This is a genomic window from Streptomyces sp. PKA51 (assembly GCF_057552455.1).
This window is the reverse complement of the sequence record NZ_BAAJPZ010000007.1, coordinates 48,027-67,237: the sequence shown is the minus strand read 5'-3', so window position 1 is coordinate 67,237 and position 19,211 is coordinate 48,027. Positions and strand designations below refer to the sequence as shown.

Below are 19,211 nucleotides of genomic sequence, written 5' to 3'. Positions count from 1 at the left end.
CAACATGCTGCGCACCGGCCGTCGTTGTACCTGCGTCCAGATGATCCTGATGATCCAACGATCCGATCAACGGAGTGGGTTGCGATGACCTTTGAGACCCCTGTCCTCGTCCGTCGTGCCGTGGCCGTCGCGGGTGCCACCTTCGCCGGGCTGGCCGCCGCGGCGGGCGTGGCCGCGGCCAGTACGAACGTCCTCGGCGTCGGCAACCCCGCCGCCGACAACACCTGCGTCAACAAGACGGGCCCCGCCACGGCCGCCGTCACGCACAGCCCCGGGGTGCGCAGCGCGCACCTCACCCAGCTGCCCGTCGCGCTGCCGCTGAACCGCTGCGGCAACTGAGACCGGCAATCGAGGCCAGCGTTCGAGAGCGGCGTTCGAAACCGGCGTTTCGGCGGCCGGGCCCCCGGAAAGGATCTTGCGGTCGACGACGCTGTACGCGCGTGCAGCCGGGCACCCGTACAGCCGTCCCGTAGAGGGGGAACCCGTGGCGGACTCCGATTCCGTCCACGTCGCATGCGCCGACGTGTGGATGCTGGCGCGGGAGCACCCGGCGCCGCTGCTCAAGGCGACCAGGGCACTGTCCGGGGCGCTGGCGCGGACCTTCGGCCCGCGGTTCGCCGTCTGGCACTCCGACGAGCTGCTGTTCGGCGTCCGGGAGGGCCGCCTGGTGCTGCGCACCCTCGGCGGCCTGGACGTACCGCCGCCGCGCGTCGTCCTGGTGCGGCAGGCTCCCGGCAGCATGTCCCACGACCGGGAGCTGACGCTGCTGCGGCACCTGGAGCGCATGGGCGCCGTCCTGGTCAACAGTGCCGATGCGGTGCACCGCTGCCGCAACAAGCTGTGGCAGCTGCAGGACCTCGCCCTGGCCGGGCTGCCGGTGCCCGACTCCCTGTCGTACGCGACGGCGCCGCTCGGCGGGGTGGTGCGCAGCCCCGCCCTGGAGACGCCGTGCGTGGTGAAGTCCGTCAACGGCCACGGCGGGAACCGGGTGTTCCTCGCCCCCGACGGGGAGCTGCTGCGGGCGGTGGCGGGCAGCCTGGCGCAGGAGGTGCCGCTGCTGTTCCAGGGGTACGTGACCGCCTCCCACGGCCGGGACCTGCGGGTGGTGGTCGTGGACGGCGTCCCGGTGGCGGCCGAGGTGCGGACCTCGGCCGACGGTTCCCTCGCCGCGAACCTCGCCCGCGGCGGCACCGCGGACCTGTGCCCGGGCCGCTACCCGGCCGCGGAGGCACTGGCGGTGGCGGCCGCCGGGGCGCTGGGCCTGACGGTGGCCGGGGTGGACCTGCTCTTCACGGCCGACGGGGGCCATGTGATCTGCGAGGTCAACGCGGTCCCGGGCTGGCGCCCGGGCATGACGGGGGTGATCCCCGCGATCACCGCGTACCTCACCGGCCTGCTGGCACAGGCACCGCCGCCCGTCAGTACGTGACGGGCGCGGCAGGCGGGGCGTACGGGGCGCCCGGCAGGGCGCCGAGCAGGTACTGGCCTTCCTCGCGGCAGTCCGCCGGGAAGCGCAGTTTGAGCCCCTTCTCCCAGCCGGCCACCGCCAGCTCGCCGACCAGCGTGATGCCGAACATCCCGTTCTTCGGGGCGCTGCCCGCCACACAGGCACGCGGCAGGTCCATCAGGAGCTTGCCGGGTTTGCCGGAAGGCGTGTAGCCGTTGAAGAACAGCAGCCGCCGGTCGGTGAGGACGATGTACATCTGCCGCGGCCGGACGGTGGCGATCACCGTACCCGCGCTCACCACGCCCACCAGGACCGTCGTGGCCAGCTGCCGGCGCTTGGAGACGCTGCCGACCTGGGCGAAGGTGATGAGCTCGACCCTCTCCCCCGGGAACAGCAGCGGAAACGCAGCCTCGTAGGTCTGTTGCTGACGGCGTTCTTTGAGCGGCACTGGGGCTCCGTGTCGGGGGGTGCGGGTGGTGCAGGCACGAACCGTATGGCACGCACTCCCAAGGTTTCGGCACGAAAACCCCAAGATCAGCCCTGCTTCGCCGCCGGGCGGTACGTGCACGCCTGGGTGCCGGTGCTGCTGGTGACGACGTCCACCAGTTCGAGCTCGCGCAGCAGGCCGTCGCGCGGGAAGATCGTCTTGCCGCCGCCCAGCAGCACCGGCATCACGATGAGCCGCAGTTCGTCGAACAGGCCCTCGTGCAGGAGGGTGCGGACGAGGCTGGGGCTGCCCATGACGAGCAGGTCGCCGCCCTCGGTCGCGCGCAGCTCGCGGATGCGGGCCAGGGCCTCGTCGCCGAGGATGCGGGTGGTGTTGTCCCAGGCCGGGGGCTCGTCGCCGAGGGTGGTGGAGACGACGTACTTGGGGATGGCGTTCATGCGGTCGGCGAAGGGGTCGCCGGCCCGCTCGGGCCAGGCCGCGGCCATCGTCTGCCAGGTGCGGCGCCCGAACAGCAGGGCCTCGGCCTTGCCGAGGGCGTCGGCGAAGGCCCCGCCGACGACGTCGGGGTCGAAGAACCGGTGCGACCAGCCGCCGTGGGCGAAACCGTCCTCGGTGTCCTCCTCCGGGCCGCCCGGTGCCTGCACGACGCCGTCGAGGCTGATGAACTCACTGATCACGATGCGCATGGGATGTGCTTCTCCTTCGTGACGCTACGCGTCGCTGGTGTCGGCGAGGGTGTGGGCGACGAGGGCGTTGGCGTGTCCGTGGCCGAGCCCGTGCTCGGCCTTGAGCCAGGCGACCAGCTCCATGTGCCGGGTCAGGGGCGAGGAGCGGATGAGCTCCTGCCATGCGGCCATGGGGCGACCGTACTTCTTCTCGATGGACGGGAAGTAGCTGGCGGGGCCCTTCACCCGGGTGGTCATGCGACTGTCCTCCGTTGCGCACTGCACTTGTGTACGATGTCCACATTCGGAGGATGCGGCGATCCGCGCCCCCCGCGATCAACTGCAGCCTAGACGAGAAAAGTGGATACTGTCCACATAGGGAGGTGCGGGCTGTGGCCGAGGATGCCGGGCCGAAGCGCACGACGTACCGTCACGGCGACCTGCGCAACGCCCTGATCAAAGCGGGCTTCGAACTGGCCCGCGAGGGCGGGCCGGAGGCCGTCGTCCTGCGGGCCACGACGCGGCGGGCGGGAGTCGTGCCCAACGCCGCCTACCGCCACTTCGCCGACCGCGGCGCCCTGCTGCACGCCGTCTCCCAGGCCGCCATGGCCGAGGTCGCCCGCACGATGGAGGCCGAACAGGCCGCCCTGCCCCCGGCCGCCGACGCGACCGCCGCCGCACGGGCCCGCTTCCGGGCGGTCGGCACCGGCTACGTGCGCTTCGCCCGGGAGGAGCCGGGCCTGTTCCGCACCGCCTTCCACGTCCCCGGCGACATGACCCACGCGGCCGACGGGACCGCCGCGGGCGACGGCGGCAGGACTCCGTTCGAACTCCTCGGCGCGGCCCTCGACGACCTCGTCGAGGCCGGCGTCCTGCCGGAGGACCGCCGCCCCGGCGCCGAGTTCCTCGCCTGGTCGGCCGTCCACGGCCTGGCCGCCCTCCTCATCGACGGCCCCCTGCGCGGCCTGCACGCCGCCCAGGTCCGGCAGGCGGTCCAGGACGTCATCGACATGATCGAGCGCGGCCTGTGACCGGCGGTGGGGCCGGGCCGCGTCAAGGGATGGGCACCGGACCGCGTCAATGGATGCGGAAGGACGTCCCCGTCACCAGCGTGCCGCCGAACGTCGCGCGGGTGTGCGGGGGCAGCGGACGCTGGGCGCATGCCTGGGTCCAGCAGGCCGAGGCGGTGTACTTGCCGGTGTCGTAGCCGCTGCGATAGGGCCAGTTGCCGCGGGCGGTGCCCGGAGAACCGTAGAAGCCCTGGTGGGCGTACGGGACACGGCCGCTGAGATAGCAACCGTCGCCGCTGTTGCAGACGTTGTGCCGGCTGATGCCCTGCGCACCCGCCGGCTCGGCCGACCGCCGGACGGACAGGACCGCGCCCGTGGCCGGGTCGAGGACGACGGTCTTGGGCGCGTCCGAGGCGAGCAGGGTCTGTTCCTGAGTGGTCAGGGGCGGTATGGGCCCGGGACCCGCCTGGGCCGGGGCGGCGAGGCCGAGGCCCAGGGCGCCGGCCGCGACGGCAAGGGCGGCGGCGCGGCGCAGGGACGGGCGGGGCGTGCGGTGCGGCGACATGGTGAACCCCCCATGCTCGACCGGTGATTGACCGACAGGCTAGGGGGCGCCTGCGCCGCACGGAACCCGCTGTCGTACTCCTGTCCGGATCCGGTCGGAGCGTCAGGGGCAGTTGAGGGCGGCGTTGCCGGTGTCGATCACGCAGGCGTCGGTGCCGTCGCCGGCGTCGACCGTGCCGCGGTTGTCGTGGACGTGGAGGGTGTCATCGCCGTCGTCGCCGTGGACGGTGCCGGTGGGGGCAACGGTGCCGTTGATGTCGATGTGGTCGTTGTCGAAGACCCCTTCGATCAGGCCGCGGATGGTCACCGCGCCGTCGGCGAGGATGACGTCCGGGCCCCGGGCGCCACGGATGACGCTGTGCTCCCCGGTGTCGGCGGTGCTGAAGAGCAGGATGGTGTCGCGGTCCTGGCCGCCGCGCACCGTGCCCAGCACGGCGCCGCGCAGGTCGATGGCGTCCTCGCCGGCCTGGCCGTCGACGTCCGCGGTCTCGGTGAGCCGGGCGTCGCGTTCGAGGGTGATGTGGTCGGCGCCCGCGCCGCCGAGCACGTGTCCCTCGACGGCGCCGGACAGCGACACGGTGTCGTCGCCGGCACCGGCGTCCACGGTGTCGCCTTGGGCCAGTGCGGTGCAGACGATGGTGTCGTTGCCGTCGGTTCCGTTGATCTGCGGGCCCTCGACGGGGGTGCCGTTGACGGTGCAGGTGGGTGCGGCGGCGCCAGGCTCGGCGGCGAAGGCGACGGGTCCCGGGCGGACGGCCACGGGCAGGACGAGAACGGCCGCCACGGCGAAGGCGACGGCACAGTCGGGCTTCTTCATCAGGGCCCTCCCTCGAAAAGAGGTGGTGTGCGCGAGGTCCGCCCGCCGCGCACGGGTGGTCCGCACGGCGGGCGGGGGCGTGCCGCGAGGCGGCGAGCACGGCGTCACGGGCAGTCGAGCGCCCGGTTGCCTTGGAGGATCACGCAGGAGTCGAGGCCCGGGCCGCCGTCGACGAGGCCCAGGTTGAGGTGGACGAGGATCCTGTCGTTGCCGAAGCCGCCGTTGACGCGGCCGTAGGGGCCGACGATGCCGACGTCGATGAAGTCGTCGCCGCCGAGGCCGTCCACGACGGTGAAGGCGTCGACGCTCTCGCAGGTGATGTGGTCGGGGCCGTTGGTGCCGTGGACGACCGCCCCGGTCACGGGAATGCCGTTGACGGAGCAGGTCGTCAGCCTCTTCGCCTTCTCCGCGGGCACGGCATGCGGCGCGGCGGGCGACACGGAATGCGGCGCTGCATGCGGCGCGGCGTACGCGGGGCCGGCGAGGACGGCGGCGGGCAGGGTCAGCGCCGCGGCGAGCGCGGCGAGGCGGGCGGTGCGGGCAGTGCGTCTCCTCAGAGGGTTCATGACGAGCGGGTTCCCTTCACGAGAAAGCCCTTCCGGCCCCGCAAACGGAGCCGGACTCTCCTCCAAACTTCCGTGAACACGACACGCCGAAACCGCACGAAAGCTACACGAAGGGGTGAATCACTCCGCGCTCCTGACGAACCCTCAGGATCGGGGCGCCACCTTGCTCAGCCCATTGATGATGCGGTCCATCGCGTCGCCGCCCGTCGGATCGGTCAGATTGGCCAGCATCTTCAACGTGAACTTCATCAGCAGCGGATGCGTCAGACCCCGCTCCGCCGCCAGCTTCATCACCTTCGGATTGCCGATGAGCTTCACGAACGCCCGGCCGAGCGTGTAGTAGCCGCCGTAGGTGTCCTTGAGAACCTTCGGGTAGCGCTGCAGGGCCAGCTCCCGCTGGGCGTACGAGCCGCGGGCGTGCGCCTGGACGATCACATCCGCCGCGAGCTGCCCCGACTCCATGGCGTACGCGATGCCCTCGCCGTTGAACGGGTTCACCAGGCCACCGGCGTCACCGACCAGCAGCAGCCCGCGCGTGTAGTGCGGCTGGCGGTTGAAGGCCATCGGCAGGGCCGCGCCGCGGATCGGACCCGTCATGTTCTCGGGCGTGTAGCCCCACTCCTGCGGCATCGAGGCGCACCAGGCGCGCAGCACCTCGCGCCAGTCCAGCTCCTTGAAGGAGGCGGAGGTGTTGAGCACGCCGAGACCGACGTTGCTCGTGCCGTCGCCCATGCCGAAGATCCAGCCGTAGCCGGGCAGCAGCCGGTCCGGGCCCGGACCGCGCCGGTCCCACAGTTCCAGCCAGGACTCCAGGTAGTCGTCCTCGTGCCGCGGCGAGGTGAAGTACGTGCGCACGGCCACGCCCATCGGGCGGTCCTCGCGCCGGTGCAGCCCCATGCCCAGCGACAGGCGGGAGGAGTTGCCGTCGGCGGCGACCACCAGCGGGGCGGCGAAGGTGACCGGCGCCTTCTCCTCCCCCAGCTTCGCCTCCACGCCCACGATCCGGCCGGTGACCCCGTCCACGACGGGCGCGCCGACGTTGCACCGCTCGTACAGCCGGGCGCCCGCCTTGACCGCCTGCCGCGCCAGCTGCTCGTCGAAGTCGTCCCGCTTGCGCACGAGCCCGTAGTCCGGGAAGGACGCCAGCTCCGGCCAGTCCAGCTCCAGGCGCACGCCGCCGCCGATGATGCGCAGACCCTTGTTGCGCAGCCAGCCCGCCTCCTCGGAGACGTCGATGCCCATCGCCACCAGCTGCTTGGTGGCGCGCGGCGTCAGGCCGTCGCCGCACACCTTCTCGCGCGGAAACGCCGTCTTCTCCAGCAGCAGGACGTCCAGGCCGGCCTTGGCCAGGTAGTACGCGGTCGTGGAACCGGCCGGACCCGCCCCGACCACGATCACATCGGCACGGTGTTCGGTACGCGTACGCGACTCGGTCACGGCGGGCTCTCCGTTTCGGCAAGGGGACGGGGACTGCTGGGCTCGTACCCGCCGAGTCTAAGAGCCGCGCCGTGCCGCCGGACCGGCGCCTGCGCGAGCGCGCCGGGTCAGTCGAAGTCCAGCGGACCCACCCACCAGTACTTCAGCGCGTTGTCGAACACCGAGCGCCCCTGGGGGCCGAACCGGTCCCGCCAGGTGTACATGATCGCGTACTCCTTGCCGTCGGCATCCACGTACGCCTGGTCGAGCGCGTGCATGACCTCGCCGTTCTTCTCCCTCCACGTCCACTCCCACAACGCACCCTGCCGCCCGCGGAAGGTGTTGCGGGTCAGCTGCACGCGGGTGTAGCCGTCCTGCTGGGAAACGGTCTTCTCCAGCTGCTCGAAGTGCTCGTACGAGTAGACGGCGGGCTTGCGCGTAATACCGACCCGCACGGTCTCCGGCCCGGTGGGACCGTGGTAGTCGGTCTGGTCACTGCCCTTGTCCTGACTGCTCCACCCCTCGGGCAGGGCGAGCGAGTACCCCTCGGGGGAGGTCACACGCGCATACCCCTTGGGCAGTTGACCGGCAGGCGGCTGCGCAGCCGCCGGATCGGCGGAGCCGCCGGCGGACGGCTCCGCGGAGGGCTTCGCGGACGGGTCCGCGGACGGCTTCGCGGAGGGCTTCGCCGACGGACCGGCCGTGGCGGGCGTCCGGTCGTCGGCGCCCTTGCCGTCGTCACCACCCGTCAGCATCACGCCGGCGGTGGCGGCACCGCCGATCAGGAAGGCGGCCAGACCGATGGCCACCCACACGAGCGGACTCCGCCCGGTCCCGCCCCGCGAGGCGGCGGGCGCCACGGGGGTCTGGAAGGTGGGCAGCACGGCGGTGGACGGCTGCAGGGCGGGGTGCGGGTGCGCGGCGGGGTGCGGGTGCACGGCCGTGTGCGGCTGCACGGGCGGTACGGCGGCCGGCGCCTGCGGCGCGGCGGACGCCGGGGCGGCGGCGGACGCCGCCGGCGAAGCGGCGGGCGCCGAGGGCACGGCGGCGGCCGGGGCGGCGGCGGACGCCGGGGGCACGGCGGCGGCGGTCGGGGCGGCGGGAGCCGCCGGCGAAGCGGCGGGTGCCGTGGGCGCCGCAGAGGCCGCAGCCGCCGCGGGCCCGGCAGGGACCGTCGGCGCGGCAGCCGCCGTCGCCGCGCGAGCGGCAGGGGCAGCAGATGCCGGCCCGGCGACAGGCGCCCCGGGGGCGGCCGACGCCGGCGGCGTCGCAAGGCCCGCAGGCGCCGCAGGCGCCGTGGACTTGACCGGCACTGATGACACCGCAGGGACAGCAGACGCCGCAGAGGCGGCAGAAGCCGCACCCACCGACGACGCAGCAGGGGCGACGGCAGGCGCCGCGGGGGCAGCGGATACCGGCCCGGCAACAGGCGCCGCAGGGGCGGCGGCAGGCCCCGTGGGCGCCGCAGAGGCCGACACAGCAGGAGGAGCAGCAGGAGCCGCAGCACCCTCCGACGGCGCGGCGGGCGCCGGCGCTACCGCGGGGGCGGCAGGCGCCGCACCCGCCCCCGCCAACGGCGCCGCAGGCGCCGGCGGCGCCTGCGGCAGTGGCGGGAGCGGGGCGGCCTTGCCGACCCCGCCCCCGTCCCCGACTCCGCCCTCGGCGGACGTCGCACCGGCCACCGTGCCCTTCCGGGCGGCGATGAGCGCCGCGACGAGTACCGCTGCCGCCGTCCACAGGAGGCCGAACAGCAGCAGTTCGCCCTGGTTCGTGTGGATCGAGGTGACCGTGCTCCTCCCGCCGTACGACGAGCCGTACGACGACCCGAAGGACGAGCCGAAGGACGAGCCGGGGCGCGAGCCACGGCTGATCTCCATCGAGAAGCCCGTGACGAACGACAGCAGCCACAGCGTGCCCAGGAAGAACACTCCGGAGAGCACCTGTTCGCCCCGGTCGGCCGAGCGGCGCGCCACGAGGGCGGCGAGGATCAGGGCGCAGACCACGCCCAGGGCGACCGTGCCGGTCTGCGCCCAGGCGCCCGCGGTGTCGCCGATCTCGGACAGGCCGAGGGTGCCGCCCTCGTGCCGGCCGCCGTCGCTCACCGAGCCCTCGACGCCGGCGCCCCAGCTCACGCCGAGCGCGGCCAGGCCACAGTTGACCAGCAGCGGCAGGGAGGTGGGGGCGGCCCAGTCGCCCATGTCGTCGCTGTGGGTGGCGATGACGACGAAGGCGACGAGGGCGCACAGGGCGACGGTCAGCCCGAGGGCGCGCAGGGCGGTGCCCCACGCCCGTACGACCACCTGTGCACCGGCGCCCAGCCGGGTGGTGAGCGCGGTGCGGCACAGCACCGCGCCGCTCACCGCGCCGGTCAGCGCGAGGGTGAAGAGCGTGGCGAGCAGAGGGGTGGTGGAGATGTCGACCATCTCCGTGTGCGGCTGGCCGATGAGGCCGAGTACGAGCACGACCGCGCCGCTCAGCAGGGTGAGGCGCAGGGCGGCCTGCGCGCCGCCGCCGGCCGTGCCGGCCGCCTCGGCGCGACGCAGCCGTACGGCGCCGAGGGCCACGGCGCCGACCCACAGCAGGGTGACGGTCAGCGGCCATACGGAGACCGAACCGCTGCCCCTGATGACGAAGGACAGCAGGCCGCCGCCGCCCACCTCGACGTCCAGCGTGCCGCCCAGTCCTTGCAGGAGCAGGGCGACGGTGAGCTGGAAGCGGTCGGACCAGTTGCCGAAGCCGGCTTCGGCGTAGTCGTCCGTGGAGGGTATGGACAGCAGCAGGGCGAGGCCGAGGAGGAGGCCGGCGGGCCACAGGGCCGCCTTGGCGGAGCCGGCCCAGTCGCCGGTCAGTGCGCCGCGCAGGAACTGTGCCCCGCGCGAGGGCGCGGGGTTCGGCGCGTACGCCGGTGGGGGCGCGTACGGCGGAGGTGCCGCGGGCGGCGGCGGGGCGGGGGCCGCGGCGGCGGGAACCGCGGCTGCGGCCGGGCGCTCCTTGCCGCAGCTCATGCAGAACCGCGCTTCGGCGACGAACGCGGCGCCGCAGGCGGGACAGAACGGGGACGGCATGGGGCCTCCGGAGGGGACGTCAGGGCCGGGGGCCCAAGATCGTACCGATCTTGAGTCCTGCCCATGACAAACGCCGGAGGCCGCCGGGCCGGGGCGTCAGTCCGCCGGGCGGATGCCCCGGTGCAGCGCCACGATGCCGCCGGTCAGGTTGCGCCAGGCCACCTTGGACCAGCCCGCGCCCTGCAGCCGCGCCGCCAGGGCCGGCTGGTCGGGCCAGGTGCGGATGGACTCGGCGAGGTAGACGTACGCGTCCGGGCTGCTGCTCACGGCCCGGGCGACGGGCGGCAGCGCGCGCATCAGGTACTCGGTGTAGACCGTGCGGAACGGCGCCCACGTGGGCCGGCTGAACTCGCAGATGACCACGCGCCCGCCGGGCCGGGTCACCCGCAGCATCTCGCGCAGCGCGGCGTCGGTGTCCTGCACGTTGCGCAGCCCGAAGGAGATGGTCACGGCGTCGAAGACGCCGTCCGCGAAGGGCAGTTTCGTCGCGTCGCCGGCGGTCAGCGGCAGCCACGGCTGGCGCTTCTTGCCCTCGCTCAGCATGCCCAGCGAGAAGTCGCACGGCACGACGTAGGCACCGTCGGCGGCGAAGGGCAGCGAGGAGGTGCCGGTGCCGGCCGCGAGGTCGAGCACCTTCTCCCCCGGCCGCGCGGCGACGGCCTTCGCCACTTCCTTGCGCCACAGCCGGGCCTGGCCGAGCGAGAGCACGTCGTTGGTCAGGTCGTACTTCGCCGCCACGTCGTCGAACATCGCGGCGACTTCGTGCGGCTGCTTGTCCAGGGATGCTCGGGTCACCCGGCCATTCTTCACCACGGCCCGCGCGGGATCTTGGACGGGGACGGCTGCCCGGGAAGGACCGGTCGTGCCCGTGGTGCGCATTGCGCTCGCTCTTGCGGGCCCCTGGCCCTCCGGGCCTGCCGGCCCCCCACCCGTCGCCCCCTCGGCAACCGGGCTTCCTCCGGCAGTGCGCGCCCTTCCGGCTCGTCCGCATCGCGGACGGGACCCTGACACACCGCACCACGTGTGACGACCGCAGCGGCCGTCCCCGCACCGCTCATCCTGCCGGGTGATCCGGTACGGCCCGTTCCCCTTGACGCGGCCCTGACGTGCGAGGACGTCGTCCTGACGGGTTACTGACGAGGTGGACGGACGGTCTCTTCAGAGCTCGGCCGTAATGAACGGGCTTCCACGCCGCCCTCAGCGGCGCCGGTGCACCAGCCGTCCCGCCAGTACCGTCGCCACACACGTGGCCGCGCCGGCGGCCTCCAGGGCGGGGACGTCCGGGGCGTCGAAGACGGCGAAGTCGGCGCGGGCGCCGACGGTCAGGGGGCCGGTGACGGCGTCGGCCAGCGGGGTGTGCCGCAAGGGGTCGAGGTCCGCCTCGGCGGGTGGGGCCGGGGGCAGGACGCGCAGGCCCGAGCGGGTCACCGCGGTCGCGGTGAGGGGGTCCGGGAAGGGGCCTGCGAGGGCCGTCGTGCCGTGCCGCAGCATCTGCTGCAGGCCCCGGCGGATGCTGCCGGACCAGCGGGTCTCGTCCATCGGCAGGGCCGCGAGCCGCTCGCCGGTCAGCGGGCGCTCGCCGAGTTCGGCGTGCTCGCGCGGGTCCGGGTGGTAGGCGCCGCGCAGCAGGGCGCCCGCGGCGGGCTGGCGCAGGCCGGGCGTGAGGACGCCGTGCCAGCGGCGTACCCGGGCCTGCGGGAAGGCCGCGGCGACCTCCTCGTACGGGCCGATCGCCGCGATCGCCTCGCCGTCGACGGCGACCGCGCCGTCCGGCACGGGGTCCGTGCCGGGGTCGGCGATCAGCAGGTCGGCCGCGTGCAGCGTCAGCAAGGGGTCAGCTCGCCTCGACGATCTGCAGTTCGGGGTGGGCGGTGCCGCCCTCGATGGCGGTCGAGGACAGGTGGGAGACGACGCGGTCGTCGACGGGGTCGTTCGCCGGGTCGTCGTGCACCACGAGGTGCTCGTAGGTGGTGGCGCGCTGCGCCGGCACGCGGCCTGCCTTGCGGATGAGGTCGATGAGCTCCATGCGGTTGGAGCGGTGCTTGGCGCCGGCGGAGGAGACGACGTTCTCCTCCAGCATGACCGAGCCCAGGTCGTCCGCGCCGTAGTGCAGCGAGAGCTGGCCCGCTTCCTTGCCGACCGTCAGCCACGAGCCCTGGATGTGGGCGACGTTGTCGAGGAAGAGCCGCGCGACGGCGATCATGCGCAGGTACTCGAAGATCGTGGCCTGCGTGCGGCCCTTCAGGTGGTTGTTCTCGGGCTGGTAGGTGTACGGGATGAAGGCGCGGAAGCCGCCGGTGCGGTCCTGCACGTCGCGGATCATGCGCAGGTGCTCGATGCGCTCGGCGTTGGTCTCGCCGGTGCCCATGAGCATGGTGGAGGTGGACTCCACGCCCAGGTTGTGGGCGAGCTCCATGATCTCCAGCCAGCGCTCGCCGGACTCCTTGAGCGGGGCGATCGCCTTGCGCGGGCGCTCCGGCAGCAGCTCGGCGCCGGCGCCGGCGAAGGAGTCCAGGCCGGCGGCGTGGATGCGGCGGATGGCCTCCTCGGCGCTGACGCCGGAGATCCGCGACATGTGCTCGACCTCGGAGGCGCCGAGGGAGTGGATGACGAGTTGCGGGAACTCCTTCTTGATCGCCGCGAAGTGCTCCTCGTAGTACTCCACGCCGTAGTCGGGGTGGTGTCCGCCCTGGAACATGATCTGCGTGCCGCCCAGTTCCACGGTCTCCGCGCAGCGGCGCAGGATGTCGTCGAGCGGGCGGGTCCACACCTTGTCGCTCTTGGGCGCGGCGTAGAAGGCGCAGAACTTGCACGCCGTGACGCAGGCGTTCGTGTAGTTGATGTTGCGCTCGATGATGTACGTCGCGATGTGCTCGGTGCCGGCGTAGCGCCTACGGCGCACGGCGTCGGCGGCCGCGCCGAGGGCGTGCAGCGGGGCGGAGCGGTAGAGCTCGAGCGCCTCCTCCGGGGTGATCCGGCCGCCGGCTGCGGCGCGGTCGAGGACGGCTGCGAGGTCGGCGTTCTCGGTCACCGGGCGTCCCTTCGAAGGGGGTGTGGAGCAGGTGCCGCCAGCCTAGTCGAGGGCTTCGGGCCGCGGTCACGGGGGCGACAAAGGCGGCATCGGGCCTTTCGCCCTCCCCGGACGCGGGCCTTCCGGCCCTGATGCGAAGTTATGACTCAATTCACGGGGTGTCCCAGGAACCTCGCACCGTCGTTCGGCCATCCCCTAGGGCGGAACGAACCGTCATGTCCTTCGGGGCAGCAGCATCATCATCCGGAGCGACGCGATGACGCACTCACCAGGCGGGGGCTACCGGCCCGACGCGGGGTACCAGCAGGGCGGTGGCCACCCCCAGGGGGGTGGCTACCCACAGACCGACGGCTACGGCCGCCAGGGCGGCTACGGTCGGCAGCCGGACGGCTACGGCCGGGCGCCCCAGCAGTCGTACGACGGCTACGGTCAGGGCGGTGGCCCGGGTGGCTGGCCGCCGCACGGCCACGGCGACCACGACCCCGACGGGGAGTACCAGTCGCAGGGCCGCCGTCGCGCGTCGCGCGCCAAGATCTGGGTGATCGTGGCGGCGTCCATAGCGATACTCGGGCTGATCACCGGCGGTGTCCTGAAGTACATGGAGATCGGTCCCTTCTCGAAGAAGGGCGACCCGGTCAGCTTCGGTCAGGACAACAAAAACGGCGGTGGTCAGGCGGGCGGCACGGACGCCCAGGGCGCGGACTCCAAGACGCTGATGCCGACGGGCCCGGCGGCACAGTTCAAGAACGCCAACACGCTCGGTGACGGCACCGAGATCGGCGTGGTGACGATCACGGGCAAGAAGTCGGGCTTCACGGGCAAGGTCTGGGTTTGGGCGCCCAAGCAGTACAAGGACCCGAAGTACGCCAAGAGCGGCTTCCCGGTGATGATCGCGCTCCCGGGCGGCCCCGGCTACCCGAACAACTACTGGATGGGCACCGACCTCAACCTCCAGTCGAGCATCAGCAAGTGGTCCCAGGAGGGCAAGTCCCTGCCGTTCATCCTGGCGATGCCGATCCTGAACCCGGACGACAAGCACTACTACGACGGCAGCGACATCCCCAACCAGCCGAAGATGGGCACCTGGCTGTCCGAGGACGTCCCGGACCTGATCAAGCAGAACTTCCGCACGCTGAAGTCGCGTGACGGCTGGTGCTTCATGGGCTCCTCCTCCGGCGGCTTCGCGGGCTTCAAGGCCGTGCTGAAGCACCCGGACAAGTTCAAGGCCGTCATCGCCTCCGGCCCCGACATCGTCCCCGACTCCCCGCTGTGGAACGGGCACGAGAAGGAGAAGCAGGAGAACAACCCGCAGAAGCTCGCCCAGCACCTGATCGACACCAAGGGCCCGGACGTCTACGTCGCCTTCCAGGTGGGCACGGCCGAGCCGCCGATCGTGATGAGCCAGGTCAAGCAGTTCCAGGCGCAGTACGGCAAGGGGCCGGTGCACACGATGCTGCGGGAGATCCCCGGCGGCAAGCACAACGCCAAGACGTACGTGCCGAACATGGGCGAGGGCCTGATCCAGTACATCAGTCAGCACATGGAAGGCCCCACGCCCTCCTCCTGATCGCACACGCCCCGGTGCCGCGCACCGGCCCGAAGCCCTGATCCCCCGGCCCGATCCCTCGGGCGGGGGGATCAGGGCTTCAGCAGTTCCACCCGGACGTCGGCCGGGTAGCCGGTGTTCGGGCCGGTGCGGCGGGCGAACTCCGTCACGCCGGCGAGCTGCGCCGGGCCGAAGCGGAAGTCCAGCGTCGTGAAGTAGCGCTGCAGCAGCTCGGCGTCGAACGCCTCCCAGCGGGCCGCCTGCTCGGCGACCTTGCCGACCTCCTCCAGCGACAGGTCGCGGGAGGCGAGGAAGGCCCGGTGCACCTGGGAGACCAGGCGCGGCTCGCGGGCCAGGTAGTCGCGGCGGGCCGCCCAGACGGCGAAGACGAACGGCAGGCCCGTCCAGTCCTTCCACATCTGCCCGAGGTCGTGCACCTCCAGCCCGAGCTTGGGCGCGTAGTGCAGGGAGGCCCGCAGCGCGGCGTCGCCGATGAGGACGGCGGCGTCGGCCTCCTGCATCATCGCGCCGAGGTCGGGCGGGCAGGTGAAGTACTCGGGGTGGACGCCGTGGCGCTCGGCGAGCAGCAGCTGCGCCAGGCGCACGGAGGTGCGGGAGGTGGAGCCCAGGGCGACGCGCGCCCCGTCCAGCCGGTCCAGCGGCAACTGCGAGACGATCACGCAGGACATCACCGGGCCGTCGCAGCCCACCGCGATGTCCGGCAGGGCGACGAGCTCGTCGGCGTGTCTGAGGAACTCGACGAGGGTGACCGGCGCGATGTCCAGGTCCCCGGCGATCAGCCGCTCGCTGAGCTTCTCCGGGGTGTCCTTGGTCAGGTCGAGATCGAGCAGCGTGCCCGTCCGGGCGAGGCCCCAGTACAGGGGCAGGCAGTTGAGGAACTGGATGTGGCCCACGCGGGGGCGGGCCGGTGAGGCTGAATTGTCCACATCCGGAGGCTAGCCCCGGCTCTCGGAGGCCGCCGGACCGGGGTCCGTGCGGCGGTGCCCGACCTGCGATCTTTTCCGGGCGCCGGGCCCGGAAAACCCGCCACACGCGTGATCTTCGACTCCTTCCCCGGAAGAACCTCGCGTGCTAGGCTCGCCGCAAGTTGCAGTTTGGTTTCCCTTGCAGTACAGAGCCTGCGGAGCATGTGACCCGCAGGCTTTTGTAGTTTTCAGACTCCTTTGCAGGTTCTGGAGCAGGGCAACCCTTTGGCCCAAGGAGGGCTTATGGCTACCGGAACCGTGAAGTGGTTCAACGCTGAAAAGGGCTTTGGCTTCATCGCCCAGGACGGCGGGGGCCCCGACGTCTTTGTCCACTACTCCGCGATCAACGCCTCCGGCTTCCGCTCCCTCGAGGAGAACCAGCCGGTGACCTTCGACGTCACGCAGGGCCCGAAGGGCCCGCAGGCGGAGAACGTCACCCCGGCGTGATTTTGGGATCCTCCGGGATCCACTCCAAGGAGCCCTGCCCCGCTTCGGCGGGGGCGGGGCTCCTGCCTTTTTCCGGGCCTTTCCCTGCCCTTCCCCGCCGGTTTCATTCGTACATTTCGGCGATTTCCGCGGCGTACCGCCGTTCGATCACCGCACGGCGCATTTTGAGCGTCGGCGTGAGCTCCCCGGTGGCGACCGAGAAGTCCTCGGGGAGGATCGCGAAGGAGCGGATGCGGGCCGGCCGGGAGATCTTCTCGTTGGCCGCGTCCACGGCCTGCCGGCACAGCCGGCGCACCTCGGGGTGACCGGCCGGCCCCGCGGCGCCGAACACCACGCCCTCCCGGGCGGCCCACGCCGCGATCTCCTCGGCGTCCAGGGTCAGCAGCGCCACCGGGTACGGGCGGCGGTCGCCGATCATGACCGCACGGGAGATCCAGCGCGACTGCTGCAGCGCGGCCTCCACGGGCGCGGGCGCGAGGTTCTTGCCGCTGGAGGTGATGATCAGGTCCTTCTTGCGGCCCGTGATCCTCAGGTAGCCGTCCCCATCGAGGCTGCCGACGTCGCCGGTGTGCAGCCACCCCTGCGCGTCGACGGCCGCGGCGGTCGCGGCCGCGTCGCCGTGGTAGCCGGCGAACACCCCCGGCCCGCGGACCAGCACCTCGCCGTCGTCCGCGATGCGCAGCTCGCAGCCGGCGACCGGCCGCCCCACCGTGCCGTGGCGCACGGCCGCCCGGTGGTTGAGGGTGACCACCCCGGCGGCCTCGGTCATCCCGTACCCCTCGAAGATCCCGATGCCGCAGGCGCGCAGCAGGTCCAGGGTCTGCGGCGCGATGGGGGCGGCCCCCGTCAGCGCCCAGCGCAGCCGGCCGCCGAAGATCCGCCGCACGGGCGCGAAGACCCGCTCCTCCGCCTCCTGCCAGGCCGCTCTCAGCTCGTCGTGGGGCTTGTCCCCGCGCTCCTCGGCCTCGGCCATCTCCAGCCCGGTGCGCACCGCCGCCGCCAGCCGCGCCACGCCGTCCGGGCCGGCGGCCTCGGCCCGCGCGAGGACGCCCGCGTGCACCTTCTCGAATAGGCGGGGCACGGACGGCAGGTGCGTGGGCCGCACCTCGGCCAGCTCGGCGACGACGTCCTCCACCCGCCCGCCGAAGTAGCACAGCGTGCCGCCCTGTCGCAGGGCCGACAGCTGCACCAGCTGTCCCATGATGTGCGCCAGCGGCAGGTACAGGTACGTCACGTCGCCCGGGGCGCTCTCGGTCAGGCCGCTGGTGGCGTCGTTGTTGGAGACCATGTTGCCGTGGGTGAGCCGGCAGCCCTTGGGCAGGCCCGTGGTGCCCGAGGTGTAGACGATCATGCACAGGTCCTCCGGCCGGCGCGCGGTCGCCCGGGCCCGCAGCGCGGCCGGCGACGCCCGGTCCGGCAGCTGCGCGAGCCGCAGGTCGCCGGGGCCGCCGTCGACGAGGACCACGTGCCGCAGTGCCGGCAGCCGCTCCCGCACGGCCGCGACCCGCTCCGCCTGGGCGGCGTCCTCGCAGATCACCACGCAGGCGCCCGAGTCGCCGAGCACCCAGGCCAGCTCCTCCTGCCCGGCCGTCGGGTAGACGGGCACCACGACCGCGCCGGCGGCCAGGACCGCGAAGTAGGCCAGCGTCCACTCCGGGCGCGTCTCCGACAGGATCGCCACCCGGTCGTCGGGCGCCACCCCCAGGCCCATCAGGCCGCGCCCGATCTCCCGGACGCTCTCGCGCAGCTGATGGTGACCCACCTCGGTCCACTCCCCGGCCCCCTGCCCGCCCCGCCGGCGGTGGCGCAGCGCGGGGAGCGCGCCGAAGAGCTCCGCGGTCCACTCGGTGAACTCCGCGAGCGTATCGGGCCGTTGCAGACGCATCACGCCTCCTGGGACAGACTGCTTGCCGCATGCGGACGTAAAAAACGGGGACTACGGCGACGCTAGGCACCGCGCCCGGCCGGCAGGGATGACCGGAAGCGTCAGCACCACTGACCGCGGCGCTCACCCGCCGCTACCGTTCGGGCATGGGGAGCATCGGCAGCCGCTCGGTCACCGTGCACCACGTCCGCGCCGCCCTCGGCGGCGCCCGCCGGCTCGGCATCGACACCGCGCCCTTGCTGCAGCGCGCCGGCATCCCGCCCCTGCTGCTGGGCGACGACGCCGCGCGCGTCGCGCCCGAGCGCTTCGCCCACCTGGTGCGCGAGCTGCACGAGGCCACGGGCGACGAGTTCCTGGGCCTGGGATCCGCCCCCAGCCGGCCGGGCACGTTCGCGATGATGTGCCACCTGTGCGTGGGCTGCGCGGACCTGGGCACGGCCGTGCGCCGGGCGGCCCGCTTCTACGGGCTCTTCCCCGGCGGCCCCGACCTCGCCCTCGAACGGCACGGCGGCGAGGCGGTGTTCGTCGTCCGCAACGATCTGGGCGGCGACCCCGAGGGCCGGTTCTTTGCCGAGAGCGCGCTGGTGGTCTTCCACCGGCTGGCCAGCTGGCTGACCGGCCGGCCCCTGCCGCTGCGCTGGGTGCGCCTGGCCTGCCCCCCGCCCCCGTACGCCGCCGAGTACGCCCTGGTCTTCGGCTGCCCCGTACGGTTCGGCCGCCCCGGAACCGGCCCCGCGGCGGCCGCCGCCTTCGACGCCCGCCACCTCAGCGCGCCCGCCGTGCGCGACGAGGAGGCCCTGCGCGAGCTGCTGCGCCGGGCGCCCGCCGGCCTCATCGGCCGGCCCGGTCCCGCCGCCGCCGTCACCGTCGCCGAACAGGTGCGCCGCGCCTTCGTCCACGCGCTGCGCGAGGGCCGGCCCGCCCGGCTGCCCGAGGTCGCCCAGCTCGCCGCCCGCCTCGCGGTCAGCCCCGCCACCCTGCGGCGCCGGCTGCAGGAGGAGGGCACCTCCTACCAGCGGCTGAAGGACCAGGTGCGCCGGGAGGCGGCCCTGGCCCATCTGACCGAGGGCCGTGCACCGATCGCCGAACTCGCCGCCCGCCTCGGCTACTCCGAGGACACCGCTTTCCACCGCGCCTTCCGCCGCTGGACGGGCACCACGCCGGGGGCCTACCGGCTGCGCGGCGCCGTACGCACCCACCGGCAGCCCGCCGACCACCGCGGCCAGGAAAGCTGAGCGTCCCGGCCAGCCCCCCGTTTACTCACCGGTCACTACGGTCTCACCCCAACCGAACGTCATCCCACGGATGTTGGGAGAGC

The 19,211-nt window shown here is 73.1% G+C and carries 19 protein-coding genes; 6 read left to right on the top strand and 13 right to left on the bottom strand.

The window, feature by feature from the left end:
- Window positions 1-84: 84 nt before the first annotated feature.
- A complete protein-coding gene (locus tag AC27L3_RS13365) occupies window positions 85-339 on the top strand; it encodes a chaplin family protein (RefSeq protein WP_487234253.1) in 255 nt (84 codons plus the stop codon).
- 145 nt (window positions 340-484) lie between these two features.
- Window positions 485-1,429: a RimK family alpha-L-glutamate ligase gene (locus AC27L3_RS13360; RefSeq protein WP_487234252.1), complete on the top strand. Its 945-nt coding sequence runs from the start codon at window positions 485-487 to the stop codon at window positions 1,427-1,429.
- On the opposite strand, the gene AC27L3_RS13355 is transcribed toward AC27L3_RS13360, so the two are convergent.
- The 3 genes from AC27L3_RS13355 to AC27L3_RS13345 form a co-directional block, all read right to left on the bottom strand.
- Window positions 1,419-1,895: a hypothetical protein gene (locus AC27L3_RS13355; protein ID WP_487234251.1), complete on the bottom strand. Its 477-nt coding sequence runs from the start codon at window positions 1,893-1,895 to the stop codon at window positions 1,419-1,421. The two genes, AC27L3_RS13360 and AC27L3_RS13355, sit on opposite strands and share 11 nt — an antisense overlap.
- Window positions 1,896-1,981: 86 nt before the next feature.
- On the bottom strand, window positions 1,982-2,581 hold the full coding sequence (locus AC27L3_RS13350) for a dihydrofolate reductase family protein (RefSeq protein ID WP_487234250.1): 600 nt from the start codon (window positions 2,579-2,581) through the stop codon (window positions 1,982-1,984).
- A 24-nt stretch (window positions 2,582-2,605) separates the two neighbouring features.
- Window positions 2,606-2,818 (bottom strand): DUF4287 domain-containing protein, encoded by a 213-nt coding sequence (locus AC27L3_RS13345; RefSeq protein ID WP_487234249.1) that lies wholly within the window; start codon window positions 2,816-2,818, stop codon window positions 2,606-2,608.
- Window positions 2,819-2,952: 134 nt separating this feature from the next.
- Between AC27L3_RS13345 and AC27L3_RS13340 the strand changes: the two genes are divergently transcribed.
- On the top strand, window positions 2,953-3,591 hold the full coding sequence (locus AC27L3_RS13340; protein WP_487234248.1) for a TetR/AcrR family transcriptional regulator: 639 nt from the start codon (window positions 2,953-2,955) through the stop codon (window positions 3,589-3,591).
- Between the two features lie 46 nt (window positions 3,592-3,637).
- Here AC27L3_RS13340 and AC27L3_RS13335 read toward each other — a convergent pair whose 3' ends face one another.
- The 8 genes from AC27L3_RS13335 to mqnC form a co-directional block, all read right to left on the bottom strand.
- A complete protein-coding gene (locus tag AC27L3_RS13335; protein WP_487234247.1) occupies window positions 3,638-4,135 on the bottom strand; it encodes a hypothetical protein in 498 nt (165 codons plus the stop codon).
- Window positions 4,136-4,237: 102 nt separating this feature from the next.
- The gene (locus AC27L3_RS13330; RefSeq protein WP_487234246.1) at window positions 4,238-4,951 is read right to left on the bottom strand and encodes a hypothetical protein; all 714 of its coding nucleotides are present in this window, start codon (window positions 4,949-4,951) and stop codon (window positions 4,238-4,240) included.
- A gap of 104 nt (window positions 4,952-5,055) precedes the next feature.
- Window positions 5,056-5,517, bottom strand: coding sequence for a hypothetical protein (locus AC27L3_RS13325; RefSeq protein ID WP_487234245.1), 462 nt, complete (start codon window positions 5,515-5,517; stop codon window positions 5,056-5,058).
- Between the two features lie 144 nt (window positions 5,518-5,661).
- Window positions 5,662-6,954, bottom strand: a complete 1,293-nt coding sequence (locus tag AC27L3_RS13320) for a geranylgeranyl reductase family protein (RefSeq protein WP_487234244.1) — start codon at window positions 6,952-6,954, stop codon at window positions 5,662-5,664.
- A gap of 107 nt (window positions 6,955-7,061) precedes the next feature.
- A complete protein-coding gene (locus AC27L3_RS13315; RefSeq protein WP_487234243.1) occupies window positions 7,062-9,998 on the bottom strand; it encodes a hypothetical protein in 2,937 nt (978 codons plus the stop codon).
- Window positions 9,999-10,094: 96 nt separating this feature from the next.
- A complete protein-coding gene (locus tag AC27L3_RS13310) occupies window positions 10,095-10,793 on the bottom strand; it encodes a demethylmenaquinone methyltransferase (RefSeq protein ID WP_487234242.1) in 699 nt (232 codons plus the stop codon).
- A gap of 402 nt (window positions 10,794-11,195) precedes the next feature.
- Window positions 11,196-11,828: an amidohydrolase family protein gene (locus tag AC27L3_RS13305; RefSeq protein ID WP_487234241.1), complete on the bottom strand. Its 633-nt coding sequence runs from the start codon at window positions 11,826-11,828 to the stop codon at window positions 11,196-11,198.
- A 4-nt stretch (window positions 11,829-11,832) separates the two neighbouring features.
- On the bottom strand, window positions 11,833-13,029 hold the full coding sequence (mqnC, locus tag AC27L3_RS13300; protein WP_487234240.1) for a cyclic dehypoxanthinyl futalosine synthase: 1,197 nt from the start codon (window positions 13,027-13,029) through the stop codon (window positions 11,833-11,835).
- 598 nt (window positions 13,030-13,627) lie between these two features.
- Here mqnC and AC27L3_RS13295 point away from each other — a divergent pair.
- Complete coding sequence (locus tag AC27L3_RS13295) at window positions 13,628-14,596, top strand: alpha/beta hydrolase (RefSeq protein WP_487234395.1); 969 nt, start codon at window positions 13,628-13,630, stop codon at window positions 14,594-14,596.
- Window positions 14,597-14,667: 71 nt separating this feature from the next.
- On the opposite strand, the gene AC27L3_RS13290 is transcribed toward AC27L3_RS13295, so the two are convergent.
- Window positions 14,668-15,522 carry a menaquinone biosynthetic enzyme MqnA/MqnD family protein gene (locus AC27L3_RS13290; protein ID WP_487234239.1) on the bottom strand — a complete coding sequence of 285 codons (855 nt, stop codon included), beginning with the start codon at window positions 15,520-15,522 and terminating at the stop codon, window positions 14,668-14,670.
- A gap of 282 nt (window positions 15,523-15,804) precedes the next feature.
- Between AC27L3_RS13290 and AC27L3_RS13285 the strand changes: the two genes are divergently transcribed.
- The gene (locus tag AC27L3_RS13285; RefSeq protein WP_182313849.1) at window positions 15,805-16,008 is read left to right on the top strand and encodes a cold-shock protein; all 204 of its coding nucleotides are present in this window, start codon (window positions 15,805-15,807) and stop codon (window positions 16,006-16,008) included.
- A gap of 103 nt (window positions 16,009-16,111) precedes the next feature.
- Here AC27L3_RS13285 and AC27L3_RS13280 read toward each other — a convergent pair whose 3' ends face one another.
- Window positions 16,112-17,893, bottom strand: a complete 1,782-nt coding sequence (locus AC27L3_RS13280; protein ID WP_487234238.1) for an AMP-dependent synthetase/ligase — start codon at window positions 17,891-17,893, stop codon at window positions 16,112-16,114.
- A gap of 146 nt (window positions 17,894-18,039) precedes the next feature.
- On the opposite strand from AC27L3_RS13280, the gene AC27L3_RS13275 reads away from it, so the two are divergent.
- A complete protein-coding gene (locus AC27L3_RS13275; RefSeq protein WP_487234237.1) occupies window positions 18,040-19,128 on the top strand; it encodes an AraC family transcriptional regulator in 1,089 nt (362 codons plus the stop codon).
- The last annotated feature ends 83 nt before the right edge of the window (window positions 19,129-19,211 follow it).

What these genes read in the sequence shown, in the direction of transcription:
- AC27L3_RS13365 (WP_487234253.1), top strand. Translation starts at nt 85, where the DNA reads ATGACCTTTGAGACCCCTGTCCTCGTCCGTCGTGCCGTGGCCGTCGCG.
- AC27L3_RS13350 (WP_487234250.1), bottom strand. Translation starts at nt 2,581, where the DNA reads ATGCGCATCGTGATCAGTGAGTTCATCAGCCTCGACGGCGTCGTGCAG.
- AC27L3_RS13345 (WP_487234249.1), bottom strand. Translation starts at nt 2,818, where the DNA reads ATGACCACCCGGGTGAAGGGCCCCGCCAGCTACTTCCCGTCCATCGAG.
- AC27L3_RS13335 (WP_487234247.1), bottom strand. Translation starts at nt 4,135, where the DNA reads ATGTCGCCGCACCGCACGCCCCGCCCGTCCCTGCGCCGCGCCGCCGCC.
- AC27L3_RS13330 (WP_487234246.1), bottom strand. Translation starts at nt 4,951, where the DNA reads ATGAAGAAGCCCGACTGTGCCGTCGCCTTCGCCGTGGCGGCCGTTCTC.
- AC27L3_RS13325 (WP_487234245.1), bottom strand. Translation starts at nt 5,517, where the DNA reads ATGAACCCTCTGAGGAGACGCACTGCCCGCACCGCCCGCCTCGCCGCG.
- AC27L3_RS13315 (WP_487234243.1), bottom strand. Translation starts at nt 9,998, where the DNA reads ATGCCGTCCCCGTTCTGTCCCGCCTGCGGCGCCGCGTTCGTCGCCGAA.
- AC27L3_RS13295 (WP_487234395.1), top strand. Translation starts at nt 13,628, where the DNA reads ATGGAGATCGGTCCCTTCTCGAAGAAGGGCGACCCGGTCAGCTTCGGT.
- AC27L3_RS13285 (WP_182313849.1), top strand. Translation starts at nt 15,805, where the DNA reads ATGGCTACCGGAACCGTGAAGTGGTTCAACGCTGAAAAGGGCTTTGGC.
- AC27L3_RS13280 (WP_487234238.1), bottom strand. Translation starts at nt 17,893, where the DNA reads ATGCGTCTGCAACGGCCCGATACGCTCGCGGAGTTCACCGAGTGGACC.
- AC27L3_RS13275 (WP_487234237.1), top strand. Translation starts at nt 18,040, where the DNA reads ATGGGGAGCATCGGCAGCCGCTCGGTCACCGTGCACCACGTCCGCGCC.